We start from the raw sequence: 22,053 nt of genomic DNA on the forward strand, positions 1-22,053 counted from the left end.
ATGGATTCGTGTGTCACGAAGGAGAAGCGATGCGTGGAGCGGAGTCCGTCGAGGCGCTGGAGGCCGCGCTGCGGGTGATCGCGCCCTACCGCAGACCGGACCTGGAGGCCCGGCTGCGCGCGTCGGCGAACCGGCTGCGGACCGACCGCACCCGCGTGCTGGTGGTCGGCGAGTTCAAGCAGGGCAAGAGCCTGCTCGTCAACGGGCTCGTCCGCGCACCGGTGTGCCCGGTGTTCGACGACATCGCGACGTCGGTGCCCACGGTGGTCCGGTACGCGGCGGAACCGACCGCGGCGCTCGTGCGCGTGGTGGAGCAGGCGGGCCACGGCAACGGAGCCGGCGACCCGGCAGGTGCGAAGCTCGAACGCGTCGAGCTGCCGATCGAGGAGCTGGGCGCGCACATCGCCGAGACCGGCAACGCCGAGAACAAGGAGCGGTGGCGCAACGCCGACATCGGCATCCCCCGCGCGCTGCTGGCGAGGGGCCTCGAGATCGTCGACACCCCCGGGGTCGGCGGGCTGAACTCGGTGCACGGCGCCGCGACGATGGCCGAGCTGCCGTCGGCCGACGCCGTGCTGTTCGTGTCCGACGCCTCGCAGGAGTACACGGCACCAGAGCTGGAGTTCTTGAAGCAGGCGACCGCGCTCTGCCCGAACGTCCTGTGTGTACTGTCCAAGACGGACCTCTACCCCGAGTGGCCGCGGATCGCGGACCTGGACCGCGCGCACCTCGAGCGGTGCGGGATCGACGCCGACCTGCTCACCGTGTCCTCCGCGCTGCGCGTGCACGCGATCCGCGAGAACGACGACGAGGCCGACCACGAGTCCGGGTTCCCCGAGCTGACCGACTACCTCCTCGACCAGGTCGCCGGGCAGGCGGAGGTGCTGGCCCGCCGGTCGACCGCCCACGACCTCGCGGCCGTGACCGAGCAGCTGGCCACCACGCTGCTCGCCGAACAGGCCGGCTACACCGACCCCGCCCACGCCGCGGAAGTCATCCGTGAGCTCACCGAGGCCAAGAAGCAGGCGGTCGCGCTCAAGGAGCGGTCGGCGCGCTGGCAGCACACCCTGAGCGACGGCATCGCCGACCTGAACGCCGACATCGACTACGACCTGCGGGACCGGATGCGCGACATCGTCCGCGAGGCCGAGGAGGAGATCGCGAAGGGCGGTGACCCGAAGAAGACGTGGGACCAGCTCGCCGGGTGGATCGAGCAGGAGGTGAGCGCCGCGGTGGCCGCGAACTTCCTGTGGACCACGCAGCGCGCACGCTGGCTCGCCGGGCAGGTGGCCGAGCACTTCTCCGGCGACCAGGAACTGCTGCCGAGGATCCGCACCGAGGCCGAGGACCCCCTCTCGCGCGTCGCGGGCATGGAGCTGCGGCTCGGCGAGCCGTTCGGCGTCGGGCAGAAGGCGCTGTCCGGGCTGCGCGGCGGTTACGTCGGGGTGCTGATGTTCGGCATGCTCGGCACGATCATCGGGATGCCGCTGATCAACCCGTTCTCCGTGGGAGCGGGGCTGTTGCTCGGCGGCAAGGGTCTCGCCGACGACCGGCGCCGCATCTTCGCGAAGCGGCAGAACGACGGGAAGGCCGCGATCCGCCGCTACGCGGACGACGTGATCTTCCAGGCGGGCAAGGAGTCCCGCGAGCTGCTGCGCCGCGTGCAGCGCGACCTGCGCGACTACTACACCGACCGAGCCGAGGAGACGAACCGGTCGCTGAAGGAGTCGCTCGCGTCGGCGGAGCGGTCGGTGCGGGCGTCCAAGGAGGAGCAGGACCGCAGGCTGGCGGAGATCCCGGCGGAGCTGAAACGGCTGGCGGACCTGCGGGACCGGGCGCTGTCGCTCGCACCGGCCGGTGGCGGGCACCGGCAGCTGGAGGCGGCATCGTGAGCGGAGCTGGCGGAGCGAACCATTCAGCGCAGGACGCCCTCACCGAGTCCGTGCGTCTCGTGCTGCGGCGTGCCGTCGACGTGTACGCGGCGGTACCCGAGGTCGCCGAAGCGTTGCGCGACCAGCTGGACCGGCTCGACGAGCCGCTGCGCGTCGCGATCGCGGGCAAGGTGAAGGCGGGCAAGTCGACCCTCCTCAACGGGCTCGTCGGCGAGCTGGTCGCCCCCACCGACGCCGGCGAGTGCACGAAGGTGGTGACCTGGTACCGCGACGCCGCCACACCCGGCGTGGTGTCCTATCCGGACAGTGGGCCGCCGGAGCCGCTGCCCGTCCACCGCGACGCAGGCGGGCTCATCGTGCGGCTGCGGGACGTGCCTGCCGAGCGGCTGCGGAAGCTGGTCGTGGACTGGCCGTCGCAGTACCTGCGGCACGTGACGCTGATCGACACCCCGGGCATCGCGTCGGCCTCGGAAGGGGCGTCGCGCCGCACGGTGAACCTGCTGACCCCGGACGAGGACACGCCCGCCGAGGCGGACGCGGTCGTCTACCTGATGCGCCACCTGCACGTGGCCGACGCGGAGTTCCTCGAGTCCTTCCGCGACCAGGGCGTCGCGAAGGCCAGTGCGGTCAACACGATCGCGGTGCTCTCGCGTGCCGACGAGGTCGGCGGCGGCCGGATCGACGCGATGCTGTCCGCGCGGCGGATCGCCCGCCGCTACCGCTCCTCCCCCGCGTTGCGCGGGTTGTGCCAGACGGTGCTACCGGTCGCGGGGTTGCTGGCGGCCACCGGGCGGACGCTTCGGCAACGCGAGTTCGACACACTCGCCGCGCTGGCGTCCGCCCCGCGGTCCGACATGGACGGTGTGCTGCTGTCCACCCACCGGTTCCTGCGGTCGGAACGGGTGGCCGCGCTGAGCGAGGTGCCCACCGACCTCCGGCACGCGCTGCTCGACCGGTTCGGCCTGTACGGGCTGCGCCTGGCGATGATGCACATCCGCCAGGGCTGCACCGACTCGACCGCGCTGGCGGCGGAGCTGGTGCGGAGCAGCGGTCTGAACGAGCTGCGCGACGTGCTGCGGGCGCAGTTCACGCAGCGGCGCGACCTGCTGAAGGCGCGGACCGGGCTCCTCGCGGTGGAACGGGCACTGCACACCCGCGTCCGCGGCACCGACCCGGACGCGGTGGCCGCGCTGGCCGCCGAGGTCGAGCGGATCGCCTCGGGCGCGCACGAGTTCGTCGAGCTGCGGCTGGTGTCCCAGCTGCGGTGCGGCGAGGTCGAGCTGCCCGAGGCGGATGCCGCGCCGGCGCGACGGTTGCTGGGCGGTGACGGGGTCACCGCCGTGCAGCGGCTGGCGCTGCCCTCGGACGCACCGGCCGATGCGGTGCGGGCCGAGGCGCTGACGCAGCTGGTCCGCTGGCGCAGGCGCGCGGAGGACCCGTTCGCCGGACGAGGACAGGTACGCGTGTACCGGGCGGTCGCCAGGACCTGCGAGGGCGTGGTGGCCGCGCTGGACGCTACTTCGTCGGCGACACGATGACCGGTGAGCCCTGCGGCACCGGCAGCACCTGGACCTTGCCGGACTTGATGGCCTCGTTCACCGCCTGCTGCTGTTGGTAGGCCTGGTAACCGGGGATGCCGCCGGGGAAGTTCGCCGCCGCCTGCTTGTCGACCTCCGCGGCCTGGCTGCGCAGCTCGGCCGCCTGTTTGTCGGTGAGACCCTGCACCAGTTGTGGCTGGATGCCGGGCTTCTGCAGCAGCACCGAGTTGATGGTGATCAGGTCGACGCCCTGGGTGAGCGTGTTGAGCACCCTCGGCAGCTGGGCCAGGACGTCGCGTTCCCACTGCGCCTTCGCCGGCGCGTCGGTGTAGAGCTTCTGCCACGGGTACTTCAGCGCCTCGTTGTCGGTGGCCCGGTCGAGCGCCGCGCCGACGTAGTTGCGCAGCAACGCCGTCCAGCCCGCGTTCATCTGCTCACCGCCGTCGGTGGGTGCCGCGTCGTACTTGTAGGCGATCAGCTCGTGGAACATCTGCAGCTTGCCGCCCGGCCACTCCTTGCCGGTCGGGTCGGTGAAGGGCGCGCAGTCGGTGTTCAGGGTGAACTTCACCGTGCCCGTCACCTTGATCTCCTGCGAGTCCTGCGTGGTCGACGTGAGCGGCGCGGAGTCGATGCCGTCGCCGTCGCCGAACGTGAAGTCCCGCTGCCCGCTCGGGTAGTAGTAGTGGTCGTCGTTGACGTCGCTGACATCGCGTTCGGTCTCGCACTCCACGAACTTGCGCGAGTCGAACATGCCGGCGCCGTACTGCAGCGACACCTCACTGGACGTGGGGTTGGCGATCGAGCACCCGGTGAGGACCAGTGCCGCGGCGAGCAGGGGTACGGATCTCGTCCTCATCGGTTCAGGTCCAATCGGTCGGCGTTGAGGTTCCGGATGGTCGTGCGGATGTCGGTGGCGAGCACGGAGTCGATGTCCCGGTAGGTGTCGGTCTTCTCCTCGATCTCGGCGACCGCGCGCGCGAGCAGGTTCCGCTCGGTGCGGAGCCGGTCGAAGTCGGCGCGCCGGATCCCGGCCTGACGCCCCAGCCACCACACGACCACCCAGACGACGATCCCGACCACGACGACCACCACGACGAGGATCAGCGCGAGTGCCTTCGGGTTCATGGCAGTCACGCTAAGGGCGGGTGCCCGGGAGGGTTCCCGGCTGGCGCCGTCCACCAACGTTTGCCAGGTCCTTCAGGACACGACGATGCCAAGCCGGGTAGCCATCGGAGACCTGCCCGTCCGGCGAGGAGGCCCGTCCGGCCCGGCCAACGCAGGCAGACACAGCACTAACGTGCCCAGGTCGGCAACCACACGTCCGGGCCTGCGGCCGGTGCCTCGCCGAGGTGGGCGCGCAGCGTGGCGAGCGCGGGGTGCGGGTTGTCCGCGCGCCACACGAGCGCATGCGGGTAGACGGGGGTCGGATCCGTGACCGGCACGCGGCGCAGGTCCTGCCTCATCGTCCACGCGACCCGCGTGCGGTGCCCGACGAACGTGCACAGCGTGGCCGACTCGGCGACCATGTCGAGGATGTGCTCGAACCCGAAGTTCGGGCCGGTCCTGTCGATGTGCAGCCCGAACTCCTCGGCCAGCTCGGCGTAGTAGGCCACCCACTCCGTGCCGTCGTCCATGCCGGGCAGCCAGATCCGCTGTCCCGCGAGGTCTCCCAGGCGCACCGCCTTCGCGGCGGCGAGGTCGTGCGCCGGACCGGTCAGCAGGTCGAGCGGGTCGTTCAGCACCCGCGTGCTCGCGAGCCCGGCAGGCAGGCGGGACCTCGGCGCCCGGAACGTGGCATCGATGACCCCGTTCCGGACCGCGTCGACGGCGGGCGGCTCAGCGGGCAGCGCCAGGACGTCCAGCTCCAGATCCGGGTGGGCGCGGTGGAAGCCGTGCAACAGTTCACCTGGCGCGACGCGGCGGCCGACCACGTCCACACGCAATGCCCGCCGCCCCGGCCGCACCGACTCGGCGGCCCGCTCGGCCGCGGCCAGCACCCCCCGCGCGTGCGGCAGGAACGCCTGCCCGTCGATCGTGAGCACCGCGCCGCGGGCGGTGCGGGTGAACAACCGCACGCCGAGTTCGGTCTCCAGTGCGGCGATCCGCTTGGACACGGCCTGCTGCGTCACGTCCAGCTCGACGGCCGCCTCCTGGAACTGCCCACTGTCCGCGACGGCGATCACCGTCCGAAGCGCGTCGAGGTCCACGGGTACAACCTACAGTTGTGGCTCCAGCAACCTGCGCAGACGGCCGAACAGTTCGTTCCTGCCGTCCGCGCCCAGCCGGGTCTTCATGCGGGCCACGTGGTGCTCGACGGTCTTCGCGGAGATGAACAGGCGGGCGCCGATCTGCTTGTGGGTGAGGCCCGCGAGGATGAGCCTGCCGACCTCCAGCTCCCGCTCGCTGAGCATGGGCACCACCGGCTCGTCCTGCGTGGTGTCGGTGACCGGCGACGGTTCCGCGGTGCCGCTCAGGGTGCGGGCGAGCGCCATGAGATCACCGGCGGCCTTGCGGTCGTCGGTGCGGGCGGCGGCTTCGGCGGCCAGCCGGGAGCCGTCCCAGTCCAGGCCCGCGAACCGCAGCCCCGTTGCCGCGGCGCGGATGACGGCCGGGTCGGTCTCGCCGGTGCGCAGGCAGTCGGCGGCACCGGCGAGGGAGCGGACGTGCGGGACGCGTTCGGCGAGCGCCTTCAGTACTGTCGCGTGCTCGTCCGCTCTTGCGTCGTCGCCCGCCGCGAGTGCCGCGTGCAGCTCGCTCCAGTGCAGGGGCGCCGACCACAGGGGCGGGTCGCCGAGGCGCGTGAGGATGTCGTGTGCCCGCGCCAGGTGCGGTGCGAGCGCGTCGGGTTCGCCGAGCACGGCGGCCGCGATGGTCAGTTCTCCCAGGGGACGCAACAAATACAGGTGTACGGGGTGGCGGATCAGGGCGGTGCGGCCTCGGGTGAACGCGGCGGCGAGCGTGGTGGCGTCGTCGGTGCGGCGGGCCACGGCGGCGGTGAGCGCGGCGGCGAGGACCTCGTCAGCGGGTTCGAGTGGTTCGCGGACCCGGTCGAGGACCTCGCGGGCGGTGTCGAAGGTGCCTCGGGTCATGGCGATCCAGCCGTGCAGCAACAGGAGCCCGGCGTGGGCGAGGCCGCCGCCGACCTTGGCGGCGACGGCCTGGCCGAGGGTGGCGTCGGCGAGCGCGACCTCCCCGCACTGGGCGGCGACGAGCGCCAGCAACTCCGCTGGGCTGTACGGCAGTAGTACTGACTCGCCCGCGGGTTCGAGGAGCCCGGCCGCGCGGGTGAGGCAGGACAGCGCCGTCGGCACGTCGCCGTCGACGGTGGCGAGGAGACCGGTGGCGAGAAGGCGGACGGCCGGCGCGGTGAGGGTGGGCGCGTCGTCCTCGCTGGGTGGGGCGGCGGCGACCACGGCGCGGGCCCGGTCCACCTCGCCGGTGGCGAGCAGCGCGGGGACGGCGTGCAGTACATCTGTATCGCCAAGTCCCTGGTACAGCTCGGCGGTGCGTTCGGCGAAGCCGCGGTGGGCGAGCACGGCTGCGGTGACCGAGACCGCGCGCCTGCGGTCCTCCGGCGTCGGGTTCTCGGCGGTCAGGGTCTCGTCGGCGAAGCGCAGCGCCTGTGCGGGGTCGCCGGCGAGTGCGGCGGCCTGCGCGCGGCGGGCCGTGACGGTCCTGGCGGTGCCACCTGCGCGGACGGCGGCGTCGAAGAGTTCGGTCGCCAGGAGCGGGGAGGTGCGCATGGCCTCGTCGGCGGCCGCGGCGAGGACCTCGGACGCGCGGGCGCCGGTGGCGTGGGCGTCGGCGAGCCTGCGGCCCGCGGCCAGCACCGGCCCGCCGTTGCCGAGCTGGATCTCGGCGAGGCGCCGTTGCATGTGCCGGGCACGCAGCACGGGCATCGCGCGCAGGACGAGGTTGCGGACGAACACGATGAGGTCGCCGGTCTCGGTGAGCAGGCCGGTGGCGCGGGCGGCCTCGACGGTGTCGGTCAGACCGGCGGGGTCCGTCCCGAGGAGCGCGCCGAGGACGTCGGCGTCAAGTGGCGCCCCGAGGGCAAGTGCCTCCAGGAGGTCGTGGATGGGCGGGTCGAGTGCCTCGAGGAGGTAGCGGAGGCGTTCGGCGAGGCCGGGTGACACGGAGACGCGGTTGGGGCGGCGGAACCGGTCGGGGTAGCGGGGGTCGAAACGGCCGGTGTCGAGCAGTCCCTGTGTCACCAGACCGGCAAACATCGGTGATCCACCCGACTGTTCGAGCACGAGCGCGACAAGCGTGTCCGGCGCTTGGCAATTGCCACGCCGCGCCACGAGAGTTGCCACCTCCTCCTTGTCAAGGTGTCCGAGCACGACGGGCGAGTGGTGGCGGGAGAGCTGTGCCCCCAATGCCGAGAGCCCGTCGGGCCGCGGCCACGGACGGTAAGTGACCAACATGCGTGCGCTGTCTTCCTTCGCCCGCTTCCGCAGCGCCTCGAGGGTCGCGGCACCCAACCGGTGGGCGTCGTCGACGAGCAGCACGGTGTCGTCGGGCAGCGCGGCGTCCCCGGCCACGCGCGTGACGCCCGCACCAGCCTTTTCGTACGCGGCGGCGACTGCCTTGAGCAGTACGGACTTGCCGGTGCCGCCCGGCCCGACGACCGCGGCGGTCATCGGGCCGCCCGGGGACGCCGCGATCTGCCGGAAGATCCAGGCCGCGGTGGGAAAGACCTCTTCTGCGCCGGCCGGTGACTGGCTCACGGCACCGGCCTCTGCGCCATTCGGTAAGCCACGCCCATACGTCGGTCACGGAGCGTAGAGCATTACAGAGTGCCCGAGGTTGCAAATGCACGAGCAGTGACCAGATCCGGTTGCCGCTGCACGGTTTGTCACCCGTTCGGCCGAAGCGCGACCCCGGCAACTGCCCTTCGGACATCCGTCACTTGACCGATGTCTCCGTCACTGCCGGGCAGCAGACTGTCAATATACGGAAAACCAGGTGGCAAATTCGATGGGGTGAACACGGTGGCCGCGGACGAATGGCACGACGAACTGGTGCTGGTCGCAGAATTGTCCAGTGTAAACAACCAGATCGCGAGGTTCGTACTACGCATGCTGGACACCGACGCCCACCGAAGAGAACAGATAGCCGTAGCCGACGAATGCCGCCTCGGCGGCCGTCTCGTCAATCTGGGCTACGCATTGCAGGACCGTGCCGTACACAGAGCGGCAGGGCGCCACCGCGATGGTGGAAGCATCGCGGTGGCGCCCTGCGAGAGGGGGCTCACATCGGCTCAGAGTGCGAAGAAGTGCTGACAATTGCCCTGCAGGGCTTGTCAATTGTGGGTCATCTCCAGCACGATGGAGTTGTGGGTCATATCTGGAGGATCACCGGCCGCGGTGCCGCCCACCGCGACCAACATCAGCAAGGCCGCTGCCGCGGCCACGACGATCCGCACGATTCTCATGATGCCCTCCGATTTTCTGATCCGAACATTGGCAAAATGAGCAGGGTGGGATCGCGCGGACAGGCGTGAAACCGACCGTGCTCTATCACGGTGATGGGAGTAGGGTTCGGGCCGAAACTATACGAACGATTTAATGGTGGCATAGCATTGCTGGAGAATCCATAATCAGCCCAATAACCGAGGGTCACAAACGAGACACGAGAAGAACACAGCCTCGGTTGGCCTAACATGCACGCCGACCGTTGTCCCCCGCCTCGACAACCAATACTGTCGAGGCATGCCGAGTGACGCCCACGCACTCGTCGGTCGCGAGACCGAACTGACTCGCCTCATTGGGTGGATCGACGATCTCGCAACAGGAAGCGGCCACGCGGTGCTCATCGAGGGCGAGCCCGGTATCGGCAAGTCTTCGCTCGCGCGGGCGGCCACCTCGGCGGCCGAACAACGTGGGTTCTCCACCTACTGGGCCGAGTGCGACGAGCTCGGCCAGGCACTGCCGCTCCAGCCGCTGGTGGGAGCGTTGCTGGCCAAGGACTCCGTCGAGCCCCGGCTCGACACCATCCAGCGCTTGCTGCGCGGCGAGCTCACCGGCGCGGCGGATCCGGCGATGGCCGCCGCCGAACAGATGCTGGCTCTCATGAACGAGCTCTGCAGTGCGTCACCGACGGTGCTGGTCGTCGACGACCTGCAGTGGGCGGATCGATCGACCATTGGCGTGTGGGAGTGGCTCGCGCGCGCCGTCGACCGCACGGCACTGGTACTCATCGGCATCGTCCGGCCAGTCCCCCAGCGCGACGAGCTGATGGCTGTCCGGCGCGTGGTCGGCCAGGAGAACACGCTTCGTCTCGAGGGGTTGCCCGAGGCCGCGGTGACCGCCCTCGTCGCCACGATCTCGGCGGGCACACCCGGAGAGAACCTGCTCCAGCTCGCGGACGAGGCATCCGGCAACCCGTTGTACCTGACCGAGTTGATGGATGCCCTCGTGCGCGCCGACCGGCTGACTGTCTCCTCGTCCGGTGACGTCGAAGTGACCGACGGCCCCGTACCCGGCTCGCTCGTCGCGGCAATCACCGACCGGCTCGACTTCCTTCCGCAGGGCACGAGGAAGACCCTGCAGGCCGCGGCCCTGCTCGGGGTCGAGTTCCTGGTCGGGGACCTGGCGATCGTGCTCGACCGCCGGGTCGCCGAGCTGGTCCCCGCGATCGACGAGGCACGCACGGCAGGTGTGCTCAAGGACCTCGCCGACAAGTTGTCGTTTCGGCACCCCCTGATCCGACAGGCCCTCTACGACGACATAGCCGCTCCACTGCGCCCCGCCTGGCACCGCGACGCGGCACGGGCACTGGCGAAGGCGGGGGTACCGATACCACGCGTCGCCCGGCAACTCCTCCAGGCGATCAGTGTGCCAAGCCCTGACCCACTCGACGAGTCGTTGCTGAACTGGGTGGTCGACGCCGCACCGACACTCGTGGCGCAGGCGCCCAAGACCGCGATCGAACTCCTCCGGCAGGCGGCGAGCCGAACATCACCGGACACCACACGGGGTGCGGTGCTCGCCAGCCGCCTCGCGGATGCCCTGTACCGCGAGGGCGAATGCGACGAAGCCGTGGAGGTCGCGACCCGGGCCATGCGAGTGGTCACGGACCCCGAGCTACTCGTGGATCTACATTGGACGGTCTCGCAGTGCCGGGCGATGCTCGGTCGCTCCGACGAGTCGCTCGAGGCGCTGGAACAAGCACACAGCCTGGCTGAGATCTCCGCGCAGCAGCGCGCCCGTCTCCTGGTTCTCACCGCGCGGGCACACCGCGACCTCGGTGAGGTCACGGTGGCGGGCAACGTGGCCACGAAGGCTCTGGCCACTGCGGAGGAGGCCGGCGACAACTGGTCCCTGGGGTGGTCACTACACGTTCTTATAGTGGTGTCGATGATGCGAGGCGAAGTCGCCGAGGCACTGCCGTTGTTCGACCGTGCCCTCTCGGTGGTCGGTGATGATACCGACCTGAACGACCTCCGGTTGCTCCTGCAGATCAACAAGGCTGTCGCGCTGGGCGATCTCGACCGCTACGACGAGGCCTTGGGCGCCGCGACGCGGGTGCGGCAACTCGCTGATCACACCGGCAGCCTCGTTCGCCTCGCGCAGGCGCAGACCGCGCTCGGCGAGCTGCTGTTCGAGGTCGGCAGGTGGGACGACGCACAGGCGGAGATCGAGACCCTGCCCGACGACTTCAAGGATCCCGGCGCGACATGCTGTGACCGGGGCATCGCTGCCATGATCGCGTTTCATCGAGGGGACGCGGTGACGGCTCGGCAGCACCTCGCCCTTGCCGCGCCCAGCGCCGAGCAGATCGGGAACCGGGTGGTTTCCTCGCTCACGCTCGCCCACAGTCTTGACCGGGAGGTCGACGACCAGCCTGAGGAGGCGCTCGCCGTCCTCACGGCGCGGGTCGGGGGTGATGCAGAGGAGCTTGACGAGGTCGAGGACCTTCTCCCCGAGGCGGCCCGGCTTGCCGCCTACACCGGGGCCGCCGACGCCGCCGCCGATGTGGCCGCCCAGGCCGCCACCCTCGCGCGGAGATCGTCGGTGCCGCACCGGCTCGGGACCGCCGCCTACTGCCGGGGGCTGCTCGACCGCGATCCGTTCCTCCTGCAGCACGCGGCCGACCGGTACCGGGATGCCGGGCGGCCGCTGCTGCGGGCGAAGGCCCTCGAGGCCGCCGCGATCGGGTTTGCCGGGCGGGACGAGAAGGACGCGGCCCGGGCGGCGTTCACGCGGGCGGACGAGTTGTACGACCGGCTCGGGGCCAACTGGGACCTCGCCCACCTGCGTGCTCACCTGCGGCGATTCGGGATCCGGCGGGGGCCGAGGGTGAAGCACCGGCAGGCCCAGGTCGGCTGGAACAGCCTCACGCCCACCGAGACGAAGATCGCCGCGATGGTGGCCGAGGGGATGTCCAACCGGCAGATCGCCGAGCAGTTGGTGCTGTCGCCGCGGACCGTGGGCACGCATGTCTCGCACATCCTCGCGAAGCTCGGTGTGCGGTCGCGGATCGACATCGCCCGGGAGGCCGCTGAGCACGTCAAGGCCGGGTGACGTACAACTCAGGGTTGTTCACCTTGCCGACGGCGCGTGTCGGCCTGGTCGTCGGCCGCCACCGCCTGGGTCAGGGCCGCCACCGTGTGTTCCAGCCCGTCCTGGACCTCCGAGCCCTCGGCCGCGCGGACGCTGTGCAGGCTCACCGTGATGCGGCTGCGGCCCGGGGCGACCTCCTCGACCTGCAGTTCGCCGTGGTAGTCGTCCGGGCCCTCGGCACCCCACTCGAGCTTGCGCTCGGACTCGTTCGGGCGTATCCACGCCTCGCCGGAGACGCGGTCGCCGTGGACCTCGGCCTCCACGTGGACCTTCTCGCCGCCCTCCGGCTCCGCCTCGGTCATCTCCGGGAAGTACCTGGGCAGGTTCGTGGGGTCCGCCAGGTACGAGAACAGGACATCCGCCGCTATGTCGGCCTCTGCTGTGTGCGTGTACGTCGTCATGCCCGGCGGGTACCCGGCTAGGGCGCCCCTACGCCGGCCACAGCGTCGAGCAGCGCGGACGGGCGAGCGGTCGTCGGCGCCGGGTCGACGATCACGGTGCGGCAGCCGATGGCCGACGCGCCGCCGTCGGCTTCTGCGCTGTCACCCACCATGACCGCGTTCTCCGGTGCCACGCCGATGCGCTGGCAGGCCAGGGTGAAGATCTTCGGGTCGGGCTTGACCACACCCTCCTCATAGGACAGCACGAACTCGGTGACGAGGTCCTCGACGCCCAGCTTCCGGAACATGGGCCGGATGTCCCACGCGATGTTGCTGACCACCGCCACCGGGACCCCGGCCGCCGAGAGGCTGTGCAGCACCTCCGACGTGTCCGGGTACGGGTGCCACGCCTCCGGTGCGGACAGGCTCCGGTACACGACCTCGGTCTGCGCCGGCGTGAGCGCGAACCCCGACGACGCGAGCGACGCCAGGTACACGGTCCGGTGCACGTCCGGGTCGAGGTCGCGGCGGGACCACGCGTCGGCCAGGTCGGGCGGCAGGTGGTCGGCCGACAGGGTGGGCGAGGTCAGCACGTGCGTGAGCCGCTCGCGCATGGCCTCGTCGAACGTGGTGGCCGGCCAGCCGGGGCCGGGCTCGAAGCGGAACAGGGTGCCGGAGAAGTCGAACAGGACGCCGTGGATCATGTCTCCACAGTACGGTCGCCGACCGACACGACCATGTCGTGCAGGGAGTAGCTGCCGAAAGCGTCGTTGAACGCCACCCTCGGCGGCGCGGTCAGCCGCACCCCGTCCTGCGCGAACAGCTTGGTCAGGAAGATGTCCGCCTCCTGGATCGCTAGGTACTGGCCGGGGCACCTGTGCGGTCCGTCACCGAACGTCAGGCCCGGTGCCACGGCCTGGTCCAGGTTGGCCGCCGCGATCGACACGTCCACCCGTTCGTCCTCGGCGATGACCGTGCCGTCGGGCAGCGTGACGGGTGCGGTGGTCCGCCGTTTGATCTCGGCGAGCGGCGGTTCGAGCCGGGCCACCTCGTGCAGGACCGCGAACCTGGCCTGCTCGTCACCGGCCCGGTACGCGGTCAGCAGCGCGTCGTCGGTGAACAGGTGCCACGCCGCCGCGCAGATGAACTCCCTGGTCGTGACCATGCCCGCCGCGGCGACCGTGATGCACTCGCTGAGGATCTCGCCCGCACCGGCCCCCTCGTCGAGGAGGTGCGAGATGAGGTCGTCCTCCCGCTGCCGCCGCCGCACCCGCACGGCCGGCCGCACGTCGCTCACATAGATCGCGAGCCACAGGTACAGGATCCGCGCCGCCCAGTACACGCCGCGCGGGCTGGTGAACCCCGGCGTGCCGAGCTCCTCCGGGAAGAACCTGGCCAGCCGCCGCGCCGTGCCCGGTCTGCTCTCGGTCAGGCCGACCACCGCCTTCGCCACGTCGACCGCGAGCCGGAAGCTCAGCTCCGACAGGTCCGCGCGACCGGCGGCGCGCAGCACGCCGATCTCCCGGTCCGCGACGCGGTGCATGAGGTCGCGGTACTCCTCGTCCACGCGGCGCGGGGTGAAGAACCGGGCGGTCTGCCTGCGGTACTCGCGGTGCTCCGGCCCGTCCCAGTACAGGACCGGGCGGCGAAAGCCCGACGGCAGTTTCTCGACCGTCTCCACGCCCAGCCCGGCCTGCACGGTCTCGGTGTCGCGCAGCAGCGCCCGGCCGCCCGCGAGGTCGCGGACGTGCCACACCCCCTCGGCGTCGCGGAAGGCGGGGCAGACGGTTTCCTTCGCGGCGCGGTCGATCTTGCGCGTAGTGGCCACCCGTCCATCCTGGCGTGCGTTTTGCGGTTATGGCAACGAAAGTTGGCACCGCGGCGCCGCCGGGGTGATCGTGTCGGCATGGAGCAACAGTTCTGGGACGACATGTACCGCGAGAAGGACCAGGTGTGGAGCGGAGCACCGAACGGCGCGCTGGTCACCGAGGTCGAGGGCCTGCCGCCCGGGCAGGCGCTCGACCTGGGCTGCGGCGAGGGCGCGGACGCGCTGTGGCTCGCCGCCCGCGGCTGGCTCGTGACCGCCGTCGACATCTCCCCCGTCGCGCTGGCGCGGGCGAAGGCCGCGGCGGGTGACGCGAAGGTGAGCTGGACGCACGCCGACCTGTCCACCTCCGCGCTGCCCGCACGCGCGTTCGACCTCGTGGCCGCGCTGTACTTCTCGGTGAAGCGCGAGCCGGAGCACCGCGCGGTGCGCAACATGCTCGCGGCGGTCGCGCCGGGCGGCACGCTGCTCTTCGCCCACCACGACATGACCGGCCACGAACACAAGCACAACCCCGACCCCGACTTCGACCCCGCCGACTACTACTCCCCCGGCGACATCGCGGCGATGCTCGACGACGACTGGACGATCGTCACGCACGAGACGAGAGCGAGAGTGAACATGCCCCCGGAGGCGATGCACGTGAACGACATCGTGCTGAAGGCGAGGCGCCACTAGTTCCGAAACTTTCGATTCTCCTTGGCATGCAAGGACTCTGGCGTTTCCGACACTTCTGTGGTTAGTGTGTTCAGGTTACGGAAGTGTTCCGAAACTTTCGGCTCCGCCCTGCGCCAGTACGGAGATCGACATGCGACGGTCCGCAGCCCTGCTCACCATTCCCCTCCTCGCGGCGGCTGCCGTGTCGCCGGTCCCCGCGCTGGCCACGCCGCCCCCCGCGGCCGAGGAGTCCTATGTGGTCACCACACCCCGGCCGGGGGCGTTCCCGCTCGTGGCGGGCGGGGTCGCCGCGCCGATCGTGGTGAGCGGCGCGGACCGGCCGGGGGTGGTGCGGGTGGTCGGTGACCTGCGGGACGACGTGGAACGGGTGACCGGGGCACGGCCCGCGGTGTCGCTCGACCAGGTGCCGAGGAACACCGCGCCCGTGCTGGTCGGCACGATCGGCGAGAGCCCGCTCATCGACGACCTCGTCGCGCGCGGCAAGCTCGACGTGCGCGGGATCGCGGGCAAGTGGGAGACGTCGCTGCAGCAGGTGGTCGAGCACCCGCTGCCGGGGGTGCGCCGCGCGCTGGTGATCGCGGGCAGCGACCAGCGCGGCACGATCTACGGCGCCTACGACGTGTCCCGCGAGATCGGTGTCTCCCCGTGGTACTGGTGGGACGACGTGCCCGCGCGGCAGTCGGACGCGCTGTACGTGCTGCCCGGCAGGCACACCCAGGGCACACCCGCGGTGAAGTACCGCGGGTTCTTCATCAACGACGAGAACCCCGCGCTCGGCAGGTGGGCGCCCACGCAGTTCGGCGCGGGTCTCGCACCGGGACATCCCGGCGGGTTCAACAGCAGGTTCTTCTCGCGGGTCTTCGAGACCATGTTGCGGCTCAAGGCGAACTACCTGTGGCCCGCGGTGTGGGGCCGCGCGTTCGCGGAGGACGACCCCGCCAACCACGCCACGGCGACCGCGTACGGCGTGGTCATGGGGACCTCGCACGAGGCCCCGATGATGCGGGGCATCGAGGAGTGGAACCGGCACGCCGTGCCGGCGGTGCGCGACCCGGAGGGCAACATCGTGACCCCGGGCCACGACCCGTACGGCGGCACCGGTGAGTGGAGCTTCCGCCGCAACCGCGCCGCGATCGAGGCGTACTGGAACGACGGCGTCGAGCGCATGAAGGAGCAGGGTTTCGAGGGCGTCGTGACGCTCGGCATGCGCGGCAACGGGGACGTGGGCCTGCCCGACGGCGACGGCATCGAGCTGATGCAGGAGATCCTCGCGACCGAGCGGCGGATCCTCGCCGACCACGGCATGTCCGACGTGCCGCAGGTGTGGACGCTGTACAAGGAGGTCCAGCGGTACTGGGACAAGGGGCTGCGCGCGCCGGACGACGTGACGGTGGTGTTCACCGACGACAACTGGGGCAACATGCGCAAGCTGCCGGACCCGACTCTCCCGGCGCGTGCCGGCGGCTACGGCATGTACTACCACTTCGACTACGTGGGTGGCGGCCGCAACTACAAGTGGGTCGACACGATCAACATCGCGAACACGTGGGAGCAGCTCAACACGACGTACCGGTACGGCGTGGACAAGCTGTGGGTGGTCAACGTCGGTGACCTGAAGAACGAGGAGCTGCCGCTGCAGTTCTTCCTGGACTACGCGTGGAAACCCATCCCGCTCAAGGACGTGCCGAAGTGGTACGAGCGGTACGCGGCGGAGAACTTCGGGTCCCGGCACGCCGAGGAGATCGCCGAGGTCCTGCACACGTACGGCGTGCTGCAGGCGCGTCGCAAGCCGGAGCTGCTGAACCGGCGGATCACCAGCGGGCCGGGCACGACCGTCACCTACGACGACGAGGAGAACCCGTACTTCCTGGAGAACTACCGCGAGATGGACCGCGTGACCGCCGACTGGCAACGGCTCGCCCGCGAGGTCGACCGGATCGGGCGGAAGCTGCCGTCGTCCCACCAGGACGCCTACTACCAGCTCGTCGGCTACGCGACGAAGGCGACGGCGAACCTGTACGCGTTGCGGCGCGCGGAGTTCACCAACATCCGGTACGCCGCGCAGGGTCGCGCGGCGACCAACGACCTCGCCGACGAGACCGACAGGCTGTTCGAGGTGGACCAGTCCATGTCGGACTACTACAACACCGGGCTGGCCGGCGGGAAGTGGAAGAACTTCCAGACCCAGCCGAAGATCGGCTACGGCGACATCGCGCGGTACGGGCCGAACGCGCCGTGGCAGCAGCCGGAGCTGAACAACGAGGCGCTGCCGGACGAAATCTTCCCGGCCGTGCGACGGATCTCGGTGCCGGAGGCCGCGGACCTGGGTGTCGCGATCGACGGCTCCGACCAGTGGTGGCCGTCGGCGGCGACCCCCGCGGTACTGCCGACGTTCAGCCGCTACCAGAGCCAGCCAGGGCAGTACCTGGAGGTGTTCAACCGGGGTGCGACGGCGTTCGGCTACCGCGTCACGTCGGCCAAGCCGTGGGTGTCGGTGTCGCGGCCTCGGGGCACTGTGGACAAACAGGTGCGGCTCGAGGTCACTGTGGACTGGAAGCGGGCACCGAAGGGCACCACGCGGGTGCCGCTGACGGTGACGGGCGCCGGACGCAGCGTGGTGGTCGAGGCCGTGGTGGACAACTCGTCCGCGCGGCCGGCGAAGGGCTGGGTCGAGGCGAACGGGTACGTGTCGGTACCCGCGGACGGCACCAGCCGGGTGGTCGGCGACTGGCTGCGGATCCCCGACATCGGCCGGGACGGCGACGGCCTGCAGCCCACGCCGGTGACCGCGCCACGCAGCGAACCGAGGGGTGCGCGGCTGGAGTACACGGTGAACCTGACCACGACCGGGCCGGTCACCGTGTGGGTGTACCTGTCGCCGCGCAACAACGTGCACTACACGGACGGGCTCACCTACGCGGTGTCACTGGACGGTGCGCCGCCGCAACGGGTGAACGTCACGACGGCGACCGGCGCCGACGACACCGCCATGAACAAGCAGTGGGAACGCAACACGTCCGACAACGTGAACCGGACGGCCACCACTCACGTGGTCGACCGCCCGGGAGAGCACGTGTTGAAGGTGTGGGCGGTCGACCCGACCGTGGTGGTGCAGAAGGTGGTCATCGACACGGGCGGGCTGGCACCGAGCTATCTCGGGCCGCCGCCCAGCACGCGGGTCGGCCGGTAGTCAGGCCACCCGCTCGCGGCGGACGAGCGACCGGCGCTCCCGCTCGGTGGTGCCGCCGAACACGCCGTGGTCGAGGCCGACGTCGATGGCGTAGTCGAGGCATTGGGTCCGCACGGGACACCGCCCGCACACGGCCTTGGCCTCGGCGATCTGCCGGGCACCGGGGCCCAGGTCGGAAATCGGGAAGAACAGTTCGGGATCCGCGTCGCGGCAGGCGGCGCGGTCCCGCCAGTCGTCGATCATCTTCATGTCAGCCGCCTCCAATCACGGCAACTCCGTCCGCACGCGCGCGAGCGCGCCTGTGAACTGATGTGTTCGTGGTGTTTGTGCCGGTCCGGCACCGAGCCAGTCCCCTGTGGCCGCGATTTCTCGCGGCTTCCACATAACAGCGTACGCCCAAACACCCCCGCACGCCGCTCTATTCTGGAGCGGCGCGCGGGGGTGGGACTGTGGTTTGTATTACTCGCAGGCGGTGCCGTCGCTGTCGCTGTCGAGGTCGTAGATGTCGCTCCCGATCACGCGGATCGGCCCGGAGGCGTAGGCGGGGCCGTTGCCGCTGCCGCCCTCGCAGTCGACATCGCTCGCGATCGGCACGCAACCCGAGTAGTTCGGATCGCAGGTGGGCCGCGGCTCGGGTGCCGGCGGCGGGGGCGGCGGTTCCACGACGACCGGTTCCTCGACCGGTGGCACGACGACCTCGGTGGTCGGCGGCGGCGGCGGTGGCGGGGCCGTCGTGGTGGTCGTAGTGGTGGTGGTCGTCGTCGTGGTCGGCGGCGGCTCGAAGCTCGTGGTCGTGGTGGTGGTCTCGTCGGCCGCGAGGTTCGACGCGTCATCGTCGTCGCCACCACCGAAGATCGCGCCGAGGAGGAAGAGGAAGGCGACCACGACGGCGCCGATGCCCACCGGCTTCCGCCAGCCGAAACCGGTCGGCTTCCGCGCGGCCGCCGCCGCGGTGGTCGCGGCCGTGGCGGGTGTCCGCCGGACCGGGGCGAAGCGTTCCGTCGGGGGTTCGTGGGGTGGCAGGAAAGCCGTGTCCGCGTTGCGGGGCAGGAGAAGCGTGACCTGAAGACCTCGTTCGTCACGGGTCACGGTCGCCTCGCAGCCGACGCGGTCGCCCGCGGCCAGGAGCGGCGCGTACCGCTGCGACATCATGCGCGTCAGCTCACCGACGCGGTACCCGTCGACGCGGATCTCGATGCCGCGTTCCCCTTTGTACTTACCGGATTTGATCACACACCACGCCAGCTCGGCGGCGATGCGCCGTTCCCTGCCGGGGACGACGGAGTACCGCGACAGCGCGTCCTGGTGGTGTTCTTCACGAGTGACGGTGACCGGCACGTCGCCCGGCACCATCGAAAGACCCGGCGTCGGGTTATCGACCATGCCGAGTCATTCGGCCGCCCGACCGGAGCTGTTACCGGATACCGGAAAAGACTTCCGCCAGAACTACCGGCACGCGGACGGGCGGGTTTCACTGGTGCCGCTCGGCGACCACGGCCGCGTGCCGATCGCGGGCGACCGTGACCTCTGGGTACGCGGCCGACCACGGACCGTCAACGTACTTGACAGGGTTCGGGTGAATGCCCAACCTTTCACCTGTAAGCAATTTCTGACAGGTGTAGGAGAGTCATGACGGGCGACGAGCTGGTCGAGCTGTTGGCCGCGCTGGCCAACCCGATCAGGCTGCGGATCGTCGCGCGGCTCGCCGACGGGCGCCAGTACGTGAGCCAGCTGGCCCGCGAGATCGGCATCAGCCGTCCCCTCCTCCACATGCACCTGCAGAAGCTCGAGGCCGCCGGGGTCGTCACCGGGACCCTCGAGCTGTCCGGCGACGGCAAGGCGATGAAGTACTTCGAGGTCACCGGATTCGACGTGCGACTCACCGCGGCGACACTCGCCGCCGCGACCGCGACCCTCTCACCGGCACGCAAGGAGCAGACGTGACTTTCCTGGCCGCGGACGACACCAGCTGGCCGCAGGCGGCCATCCTTCTCGGCGTCATGGTCGTCGTGATCATCCTCATCGGCGGCGCCTTCTCGACGTTCCTGGACCTGCGCAAGGCGAAGCTCGTCGCCGAGCAGGAGGACAGCCTGCGCCAGCTCGTGCGCCGCTACGAACAGCTCGCCGAGAGCACCCTCGACGCGCAGCAGCGCGCCGCCGCGGACCTCGCGGAACTCCGGTCGCGCACGAACGCGATCGAACAGATCCTCAGAACGGTGGAATGACGATGAAAGCGATGGCACGGGACGACTACAGCGGCCCGGAGGGACTCGAGTTACGCGACATGGACACCCCGGCCCCACGTCAGGGCGAGGTGCTCGTCCGGGTGCGTGCCGCCGGGGTGGACCAGGGCGCGTGGCACGTGCTGACCGGTCTCCCCTACGCCGGCCGCCTCGCGTTCGGGCTGCGCAGGCCGAGGGCGAAGGTGGTCGGCATGGACGTCGCGGGCGTCGTCGAGGCGGTCGGCGCGGGCGTGACCGCGCTCCGGCCGGGTGACGAGGTGTTCGGGATCTGCCGGGGCGCGTTCGCCGAGTACGCGTGCGGGAAGGCGAAGACGCTCCTGGCGAAGCCGGAGAACCTGACGTTCGAGCAGGCGGCGGCCGTCCCCGTGTCGGCGTGCACGGCGCTCACCGCCCTGCGGGGTGTCGTCGCGGGGCAGCGGGTGCTGGTGATCGGCGCGGGTGGTGGCGTCGGGTCGTACGCGGTGCAGCTCGCGACGGCGTCCGGGGCGGACGTGACCGGCGTGTGCAGTACGTCCAAAGTGGACTTCGTGCGGTCGCTGGGTGCCGTGGCGGCGATCGACTACACGAAGGAGCCGCTGACCGGCCAGTACAACATGCTGCTCGACATCGCGGGCAACCGGCCGATCTCGGTGCTGCGCGCACTGGTCACCCCGCACGGCACGCTCGTGGCCGTCGGCGGCGAGAGCGGCGGCCGCTGGCTCGCGGGCCTGGAGCGGAACCTCGCCATGCAGGTCCGCAATCCGTTCACCCGCCAGAAGCTGCGGGCGCCGATCTCGATCGTGCGGCCGGCGGATCTCGCGGAACTGTCCGCACTGCTGGCGGACGGCAAGATCACGCCGGCCGTCGACCGGACGTACGCGCTCGGCGACCTCCCCGCCGCCATCACGGACCTGCGGGACCGCCGGGTGCGCGGCAAGATCGTCGTGGTCCCCTAGGACTCAGACGACCGTCTCCTCGTCCTCGTCGTCGTCCTCGGTGTCGAGCTTCCACTTCAGCTGGAACTCGACCTCCTCCTCGCCGTCCCCCCGCTCGTGCTCGATGGAGAACTCGGCGCGCGCCGGAACCCGGAACCGCTCCCCGGCGATCTGGATGCGGAACGAGGTCCCGGTCTCCAGTGCGTCCGCGAGGCGGCGCAGCTTCGCCACCACGTCGGGCGTCGAGTAGATGCGTTCGACATCCCTCGTCCGATTCCCCTGCTCGGCCACGTGACCTCCGTTGTGTTGGCGCCCTTCGGAAAGCGGGCGCGGATGCGCGCATTCAACCACCCGTTCAGGACGCCGTGGACAGGAGACCGGGTGGCACGCAACACCATTTGCCGGTAGTGTCCGAATCATCACATTCTGCGATAGAGAGGGCTCATCATGGGCTTGTTCGACGCCGTCCGGGAGAAGGCCGCCGAGTTGCTGTCCGGGGCGACAGACAAGGTGAGCGAGCTGACCGGGACGGACATCGCCGACGCCCAGCAGAACGCCACCGACGCTGCCTCTGAGTCCGCGCAGAACCTGGGGGACACCGCACAGGGCTACGCCGACACGGCGAGCGGTGCCGGCCAGGACCTCGCCGGCACCGCCGCCGACTCGGTCCAGAACGTCACGGACACCGCCGCCGACACGGCGTACGGCACCGTGGCGGACACACCGGTCGGCGACTACATCGACCCCCGCGGGCAGCAATAAACCAACACCCGATGTATCTCGCGCGTCGCCGGTAACTCCCTTGGTGTGATCGATCGGTCACCAC

Annotated in this window: 21 protein-coding genes; 10 read left to right on the forward strand and 11 right to left on the reverse strand. The window is 70.6% G+C overall.

Going from position 1 to position 22,053, the window contains the following annotated elements; genetic code table 11:
• Positions 1–29 precede the first annotated feature (29 nt).
• Together FHR82_RS08385 and FHR82_RS08390 are read left to right on the forward strand one after the other, a co-directional pair.
• The gene (locus tag FHR82_RS08385) at positions 30–1,892 is read left to right on the forward strand and encodes a dynamin family protein (protein ID WP_184809708.1); all 1,863 of its coding nucleotides are present in this window, start codon (positions 30–32) and stop codon (positions 1,890–1,892) included.
• Positions 1,889–3,430 carry a GTPase gene (locus FHR82_RS08390; RefSeq protein WP_184809709.1) on the forward strand — a complete coding sequence of 514 codons (1,542 nt, stop codon included), beginning with the start codon at positions 1,889–1,891 and terminating at the stop codon, positions 3,428–3,430. The genes FHR82_RS08385 and FHR82_RS08390 overlap by 4 nt, the downstream gene beginning before the upstream one ends.
• Here the strand turns inward: FHR82_RS08390 and FHR82_RS08395 are convergent.
• The 4 genes from FHR82_RS08395 to FHR82_RS47275 form a co-directional block, all read right to left on the reverse strand.
• On the reverse strand, positions 3,408–4,286 hold the full coding sequence (locus tag FHR82_RS08395) for an SPFH domain-containing protein (RefSeq protein WP_184809710.1): 879 nt from the start codon (positions 4,284–4,286) through the stop codon (positions 3,408–3,410). The two genes, FHR82_RS08390 and FHR82_RS08395, sit on opposite strands and share 23 nt — an antisense overlap.
• Complete coding sequence (locus FHR82_RS08400; protein ID WP_184809711.1) at positions 4,283–4,555, reverse strand: hypothetical protein; 273 nt, start codon at positions 4,553–4,555, stop codon at positions 4,283–4,285. The genes FHR82_RS08395 and FHR82_RS08400 overlap by 4 nt, the downstream gene beginning before the upstream one ends.
• Positions 4,556–4,722: 167 nt before the next feature.
• The gene (locus FHR82_RS08405; protein WP_184809712.1) at positions 4,723–5,637 is read right to left on the reverse strand and encodes a LysR family transcriptional regulator; all 915 of its coding nucleotides are present in this window, start codon (positions 5,635–5,637) and stop codon (positions 4,723–4,725) included.
• A gap of 9 nt (positions 5,638–5,646) precedes the next feature.
• Positions 5,647–8,160 (reverse strand): LuxR C-terminal-related transcriptional regulator, encoded by a 2,514-nt coding sequence (locus FHR82_RS47275; protein ID WP_184809713.1) that lies wholly within the window; start codon positions 8,158–8,160, stop codon positions 5,647–5,649.
• A gap of 255 nt (positions 8,161–8,415) precedes the next feature.
• On the opposite strand from FHR82_RS47275, the gene FHR82_RS08415 reads away from it, so the two are divergent.
• Positions 8,416–8,715, forward strand: coding sequence for a hypothetical protein (locus FHR82_RS08415; protein ID WP_184809714.1), 300 nt, complete (start codon positions 8,416–8,418; stop codon positions 8,713–8,715).
• A 20-nt stretch (positions 8,716–8,735) separates the two neighbouring features.
• Here the strand turns inward: FHR82_RS08415 and FHR82_RS45800 are convergent, their stop codons facing one another.
• Positions 8,736–8,858: a hypothetical protein gene (locus FHR82_RS45800; protein WP_260418015.1), complete on the reverse strand. Its 123-nt coding sequence runs from the start codon at positions 8,856–8,858 to the stop codon at positions 8,736–8,738.
• A gap of 286 nt (positions 8,859–9,144) precedes the next feature.
• Here FHR82_RS45800 and FHR82_RS08420 point away from each other — a divergent pair, with 286 nt between their 5' ends.
• A complete protein-coding gene (locus tag FHR82_RS08420; RefSeq protein ID WP_184809715.1) occupies positions 9,145–11,958 on the forward strand; it encodes a helix-turn-helix transcriptional regulator in 2,814 nt (937 codons plus the stop codon).
• Between the two features lie 8 nt (positions 11,959–11,966).
• On the opposite strand, the gene FHR82_RS08425 is transcribed toward FHR82_RS08420, so the two are convergent.
• From FHR82_RS08425 to FHR82_RS08435, 3 genes are read right to left on the reverse strand one after another with little or no spacing between them, the layout of a single operon-like run.
• A complete protein-coding gene (locus FHR82_RS08425) occupies positions 11,967–12,398 on the reverse strand; it encodes an SRPBCC family protein (RefSeq protein WP_184809716.1) in 432 nt (143 codons plus the stop codon).
• A gap of 17 nt (positions 12,399–12,415) precedes the next feature.
• Complete coding sequence (locus FHR82_RS08430; RefSeq protein ID WP_184809717.1) at positions 12,416–13,081, reverse strand: HAD family hydrolase; 666 nt, start codon at positions 13,079–13,081, stop codon at positions 12,416–12,418.
• On the reverse strand, positions 13,078–14,205 hold the full coding sequence (locus FHR82_RS08435) for a cytochrome P450 (RefSeq protein ID WP_184809718.1): 1,128 nt from the start codon (positions 14,203–14,205) through the stop codon (positions 13,078–13,080). Before FHR82_RS08435 ends, FHR82_RS08430 begins: the two co-directional genes overlap by 4 nt.
• A gap of 78 nt (positions 14,206–14,283) precedes the next feature.
• Between FHR82_RS08435 and FHR82_RS08440 the strand changes: the two genes are divergently transcribed.
• Positions 14,284–14,880: a class I SAM-dependent methyltransferase gene (locus FHR82_RS08440; RefSeq protein ID WP_184809719.1), complete on the forward strand. Its 597-nt coding sequence runs from the start codon at positions 14,284–14,286 to the stop codon at positions 14,878–14,880.
• 130 nt (positions 14,881–15,010) lie between these two features.
• A complete protein-coding gene (locus FHR82_RS08445) occupies positions 15,011–18,070 on the forward strand; it encodes a glycosyl hydrolase 115 family protein (protein ID WP_184809720.1) in 3,060 nt (1,019 codons plus the stop codon).
• On the opposite strand, the gene FHR82_RS08450 is transcribed toward FHR82_RS08445, so the two are convergent.
• Both FHR82_RS08450 and FHR82_RS45155 read right to left on the reverse strand, forming a co-directional pair.
• A complete protein-coding gene (locus FHR82_RS08450; RefSeq protein WP_376706392.1) occupies positions 18,071–18,319 on the reverse strand; it encodes a WhiB family transcriptional regulator in 249 nt (82 codons plus the stop codon).
• Between the two features lie 210 nt (positions 18,320–18,529).
• Positions 18,530–19,453 carry a hypothetical protein gene (locus tag FHR82_RS45155; protein ID WP_221463571.1) on the reverse strand — a complete coding sequence of 308 codons (924 nt, stop codon included), beginning with the start codon at positions 19,451–19,453 and terminating at the stop codon, positions 18,530–18,532.
• A gap of 246 nt (positions 19,454–19,699) precedes the next feature.
• Between FHR82_RS45155 and FHR82_RS08460 the strand changes: the two genes are divergently transcribed.
• The 3 genes from FHR82_RS08460 to FHR82_RS08470 are packed head-to-tail and all read left to right on the forward strand — an operon-like array spanning position 19,700 to position 21,248.
• On the forward strand, positions 19,700–20,014 hold the full coding sequence (locus FHR82_RS08460; protein ID WP_184809721.1) for an ArsR/SmtB family transcription factor: 315 nt from the start codon (positions 19,700–19,702) through the stop codon (positions 20,012–20,014).
• Complete coding sequence (locus tag FHR82_RS08465) at positions 20,011–20,295, forward strand: hypothetical protein (protein ID WP_311770963.1); 285 nt, start codon at positions 20,011–20,013, stop codon at positions 20,293–20,295. Before FHR82_RS08460 ends, FHR82_RS08465 begins: the two co-directional genes overlap by 4 nt.
• Positions 20,296–20,306: 11 nt before the next feature.
• The gene (locus tag FHR82_RS08470; RefSeq protein ID WP_225943807.1) at positions 20,307–21,248 is read left to right on the forward strand and encodes an NAD(P)-dependent alcohol dehydrogenase; all 942 of its coding nucleotides are present in this window, start codon (positions 20,307–20,309) and stop codon (positions 21,246–21,248) included.
• A 3-nt stretch (positions 21,249–21,251) separates the two neighbouring features.
• Here FHR82_RS08470 and FHR82_RS45805 read toward each other — a convergent pair whose 3' ends face one another.
• Complete coding sequence (locus FHR82_RS45805; protein WP_311770964.1) at positions 21,252–21,518, reverse strand: amphi-Trp domain-containing protein; 267 nt, start codon at positions 21,516–21,518, stop codon at positions 21,252–21,254.
• Between the two features lie 156 nt (positions 21,519–21,674).
• Between FHR82_RS45805 and FHR82_RS08480 the strand changes: the two genes are divergently transcribed.
• On the forward strand, positions 21,675–21,989 hold the full coding sequence (locus FHR82_RS08480; protein WP_184809724.1) for a hypothetical protein: 315 nt from the start codon (positions 21,675–21,677) through the stop codon (positions 21,987–21,989).
• The last annotated feature ends 64 nt before the right edge of the window (positions 21,990–22,053 follow it).

The organism is Actinophytocola algeriensis (genome assembly GCF_014203735.1).
GTDB lineage: Bacteria > Actinomycetota > Actinomycetes > Mycobacteriales > Pseudonocardiaceae > Actinophytocola > Actinophytocola algeriensis.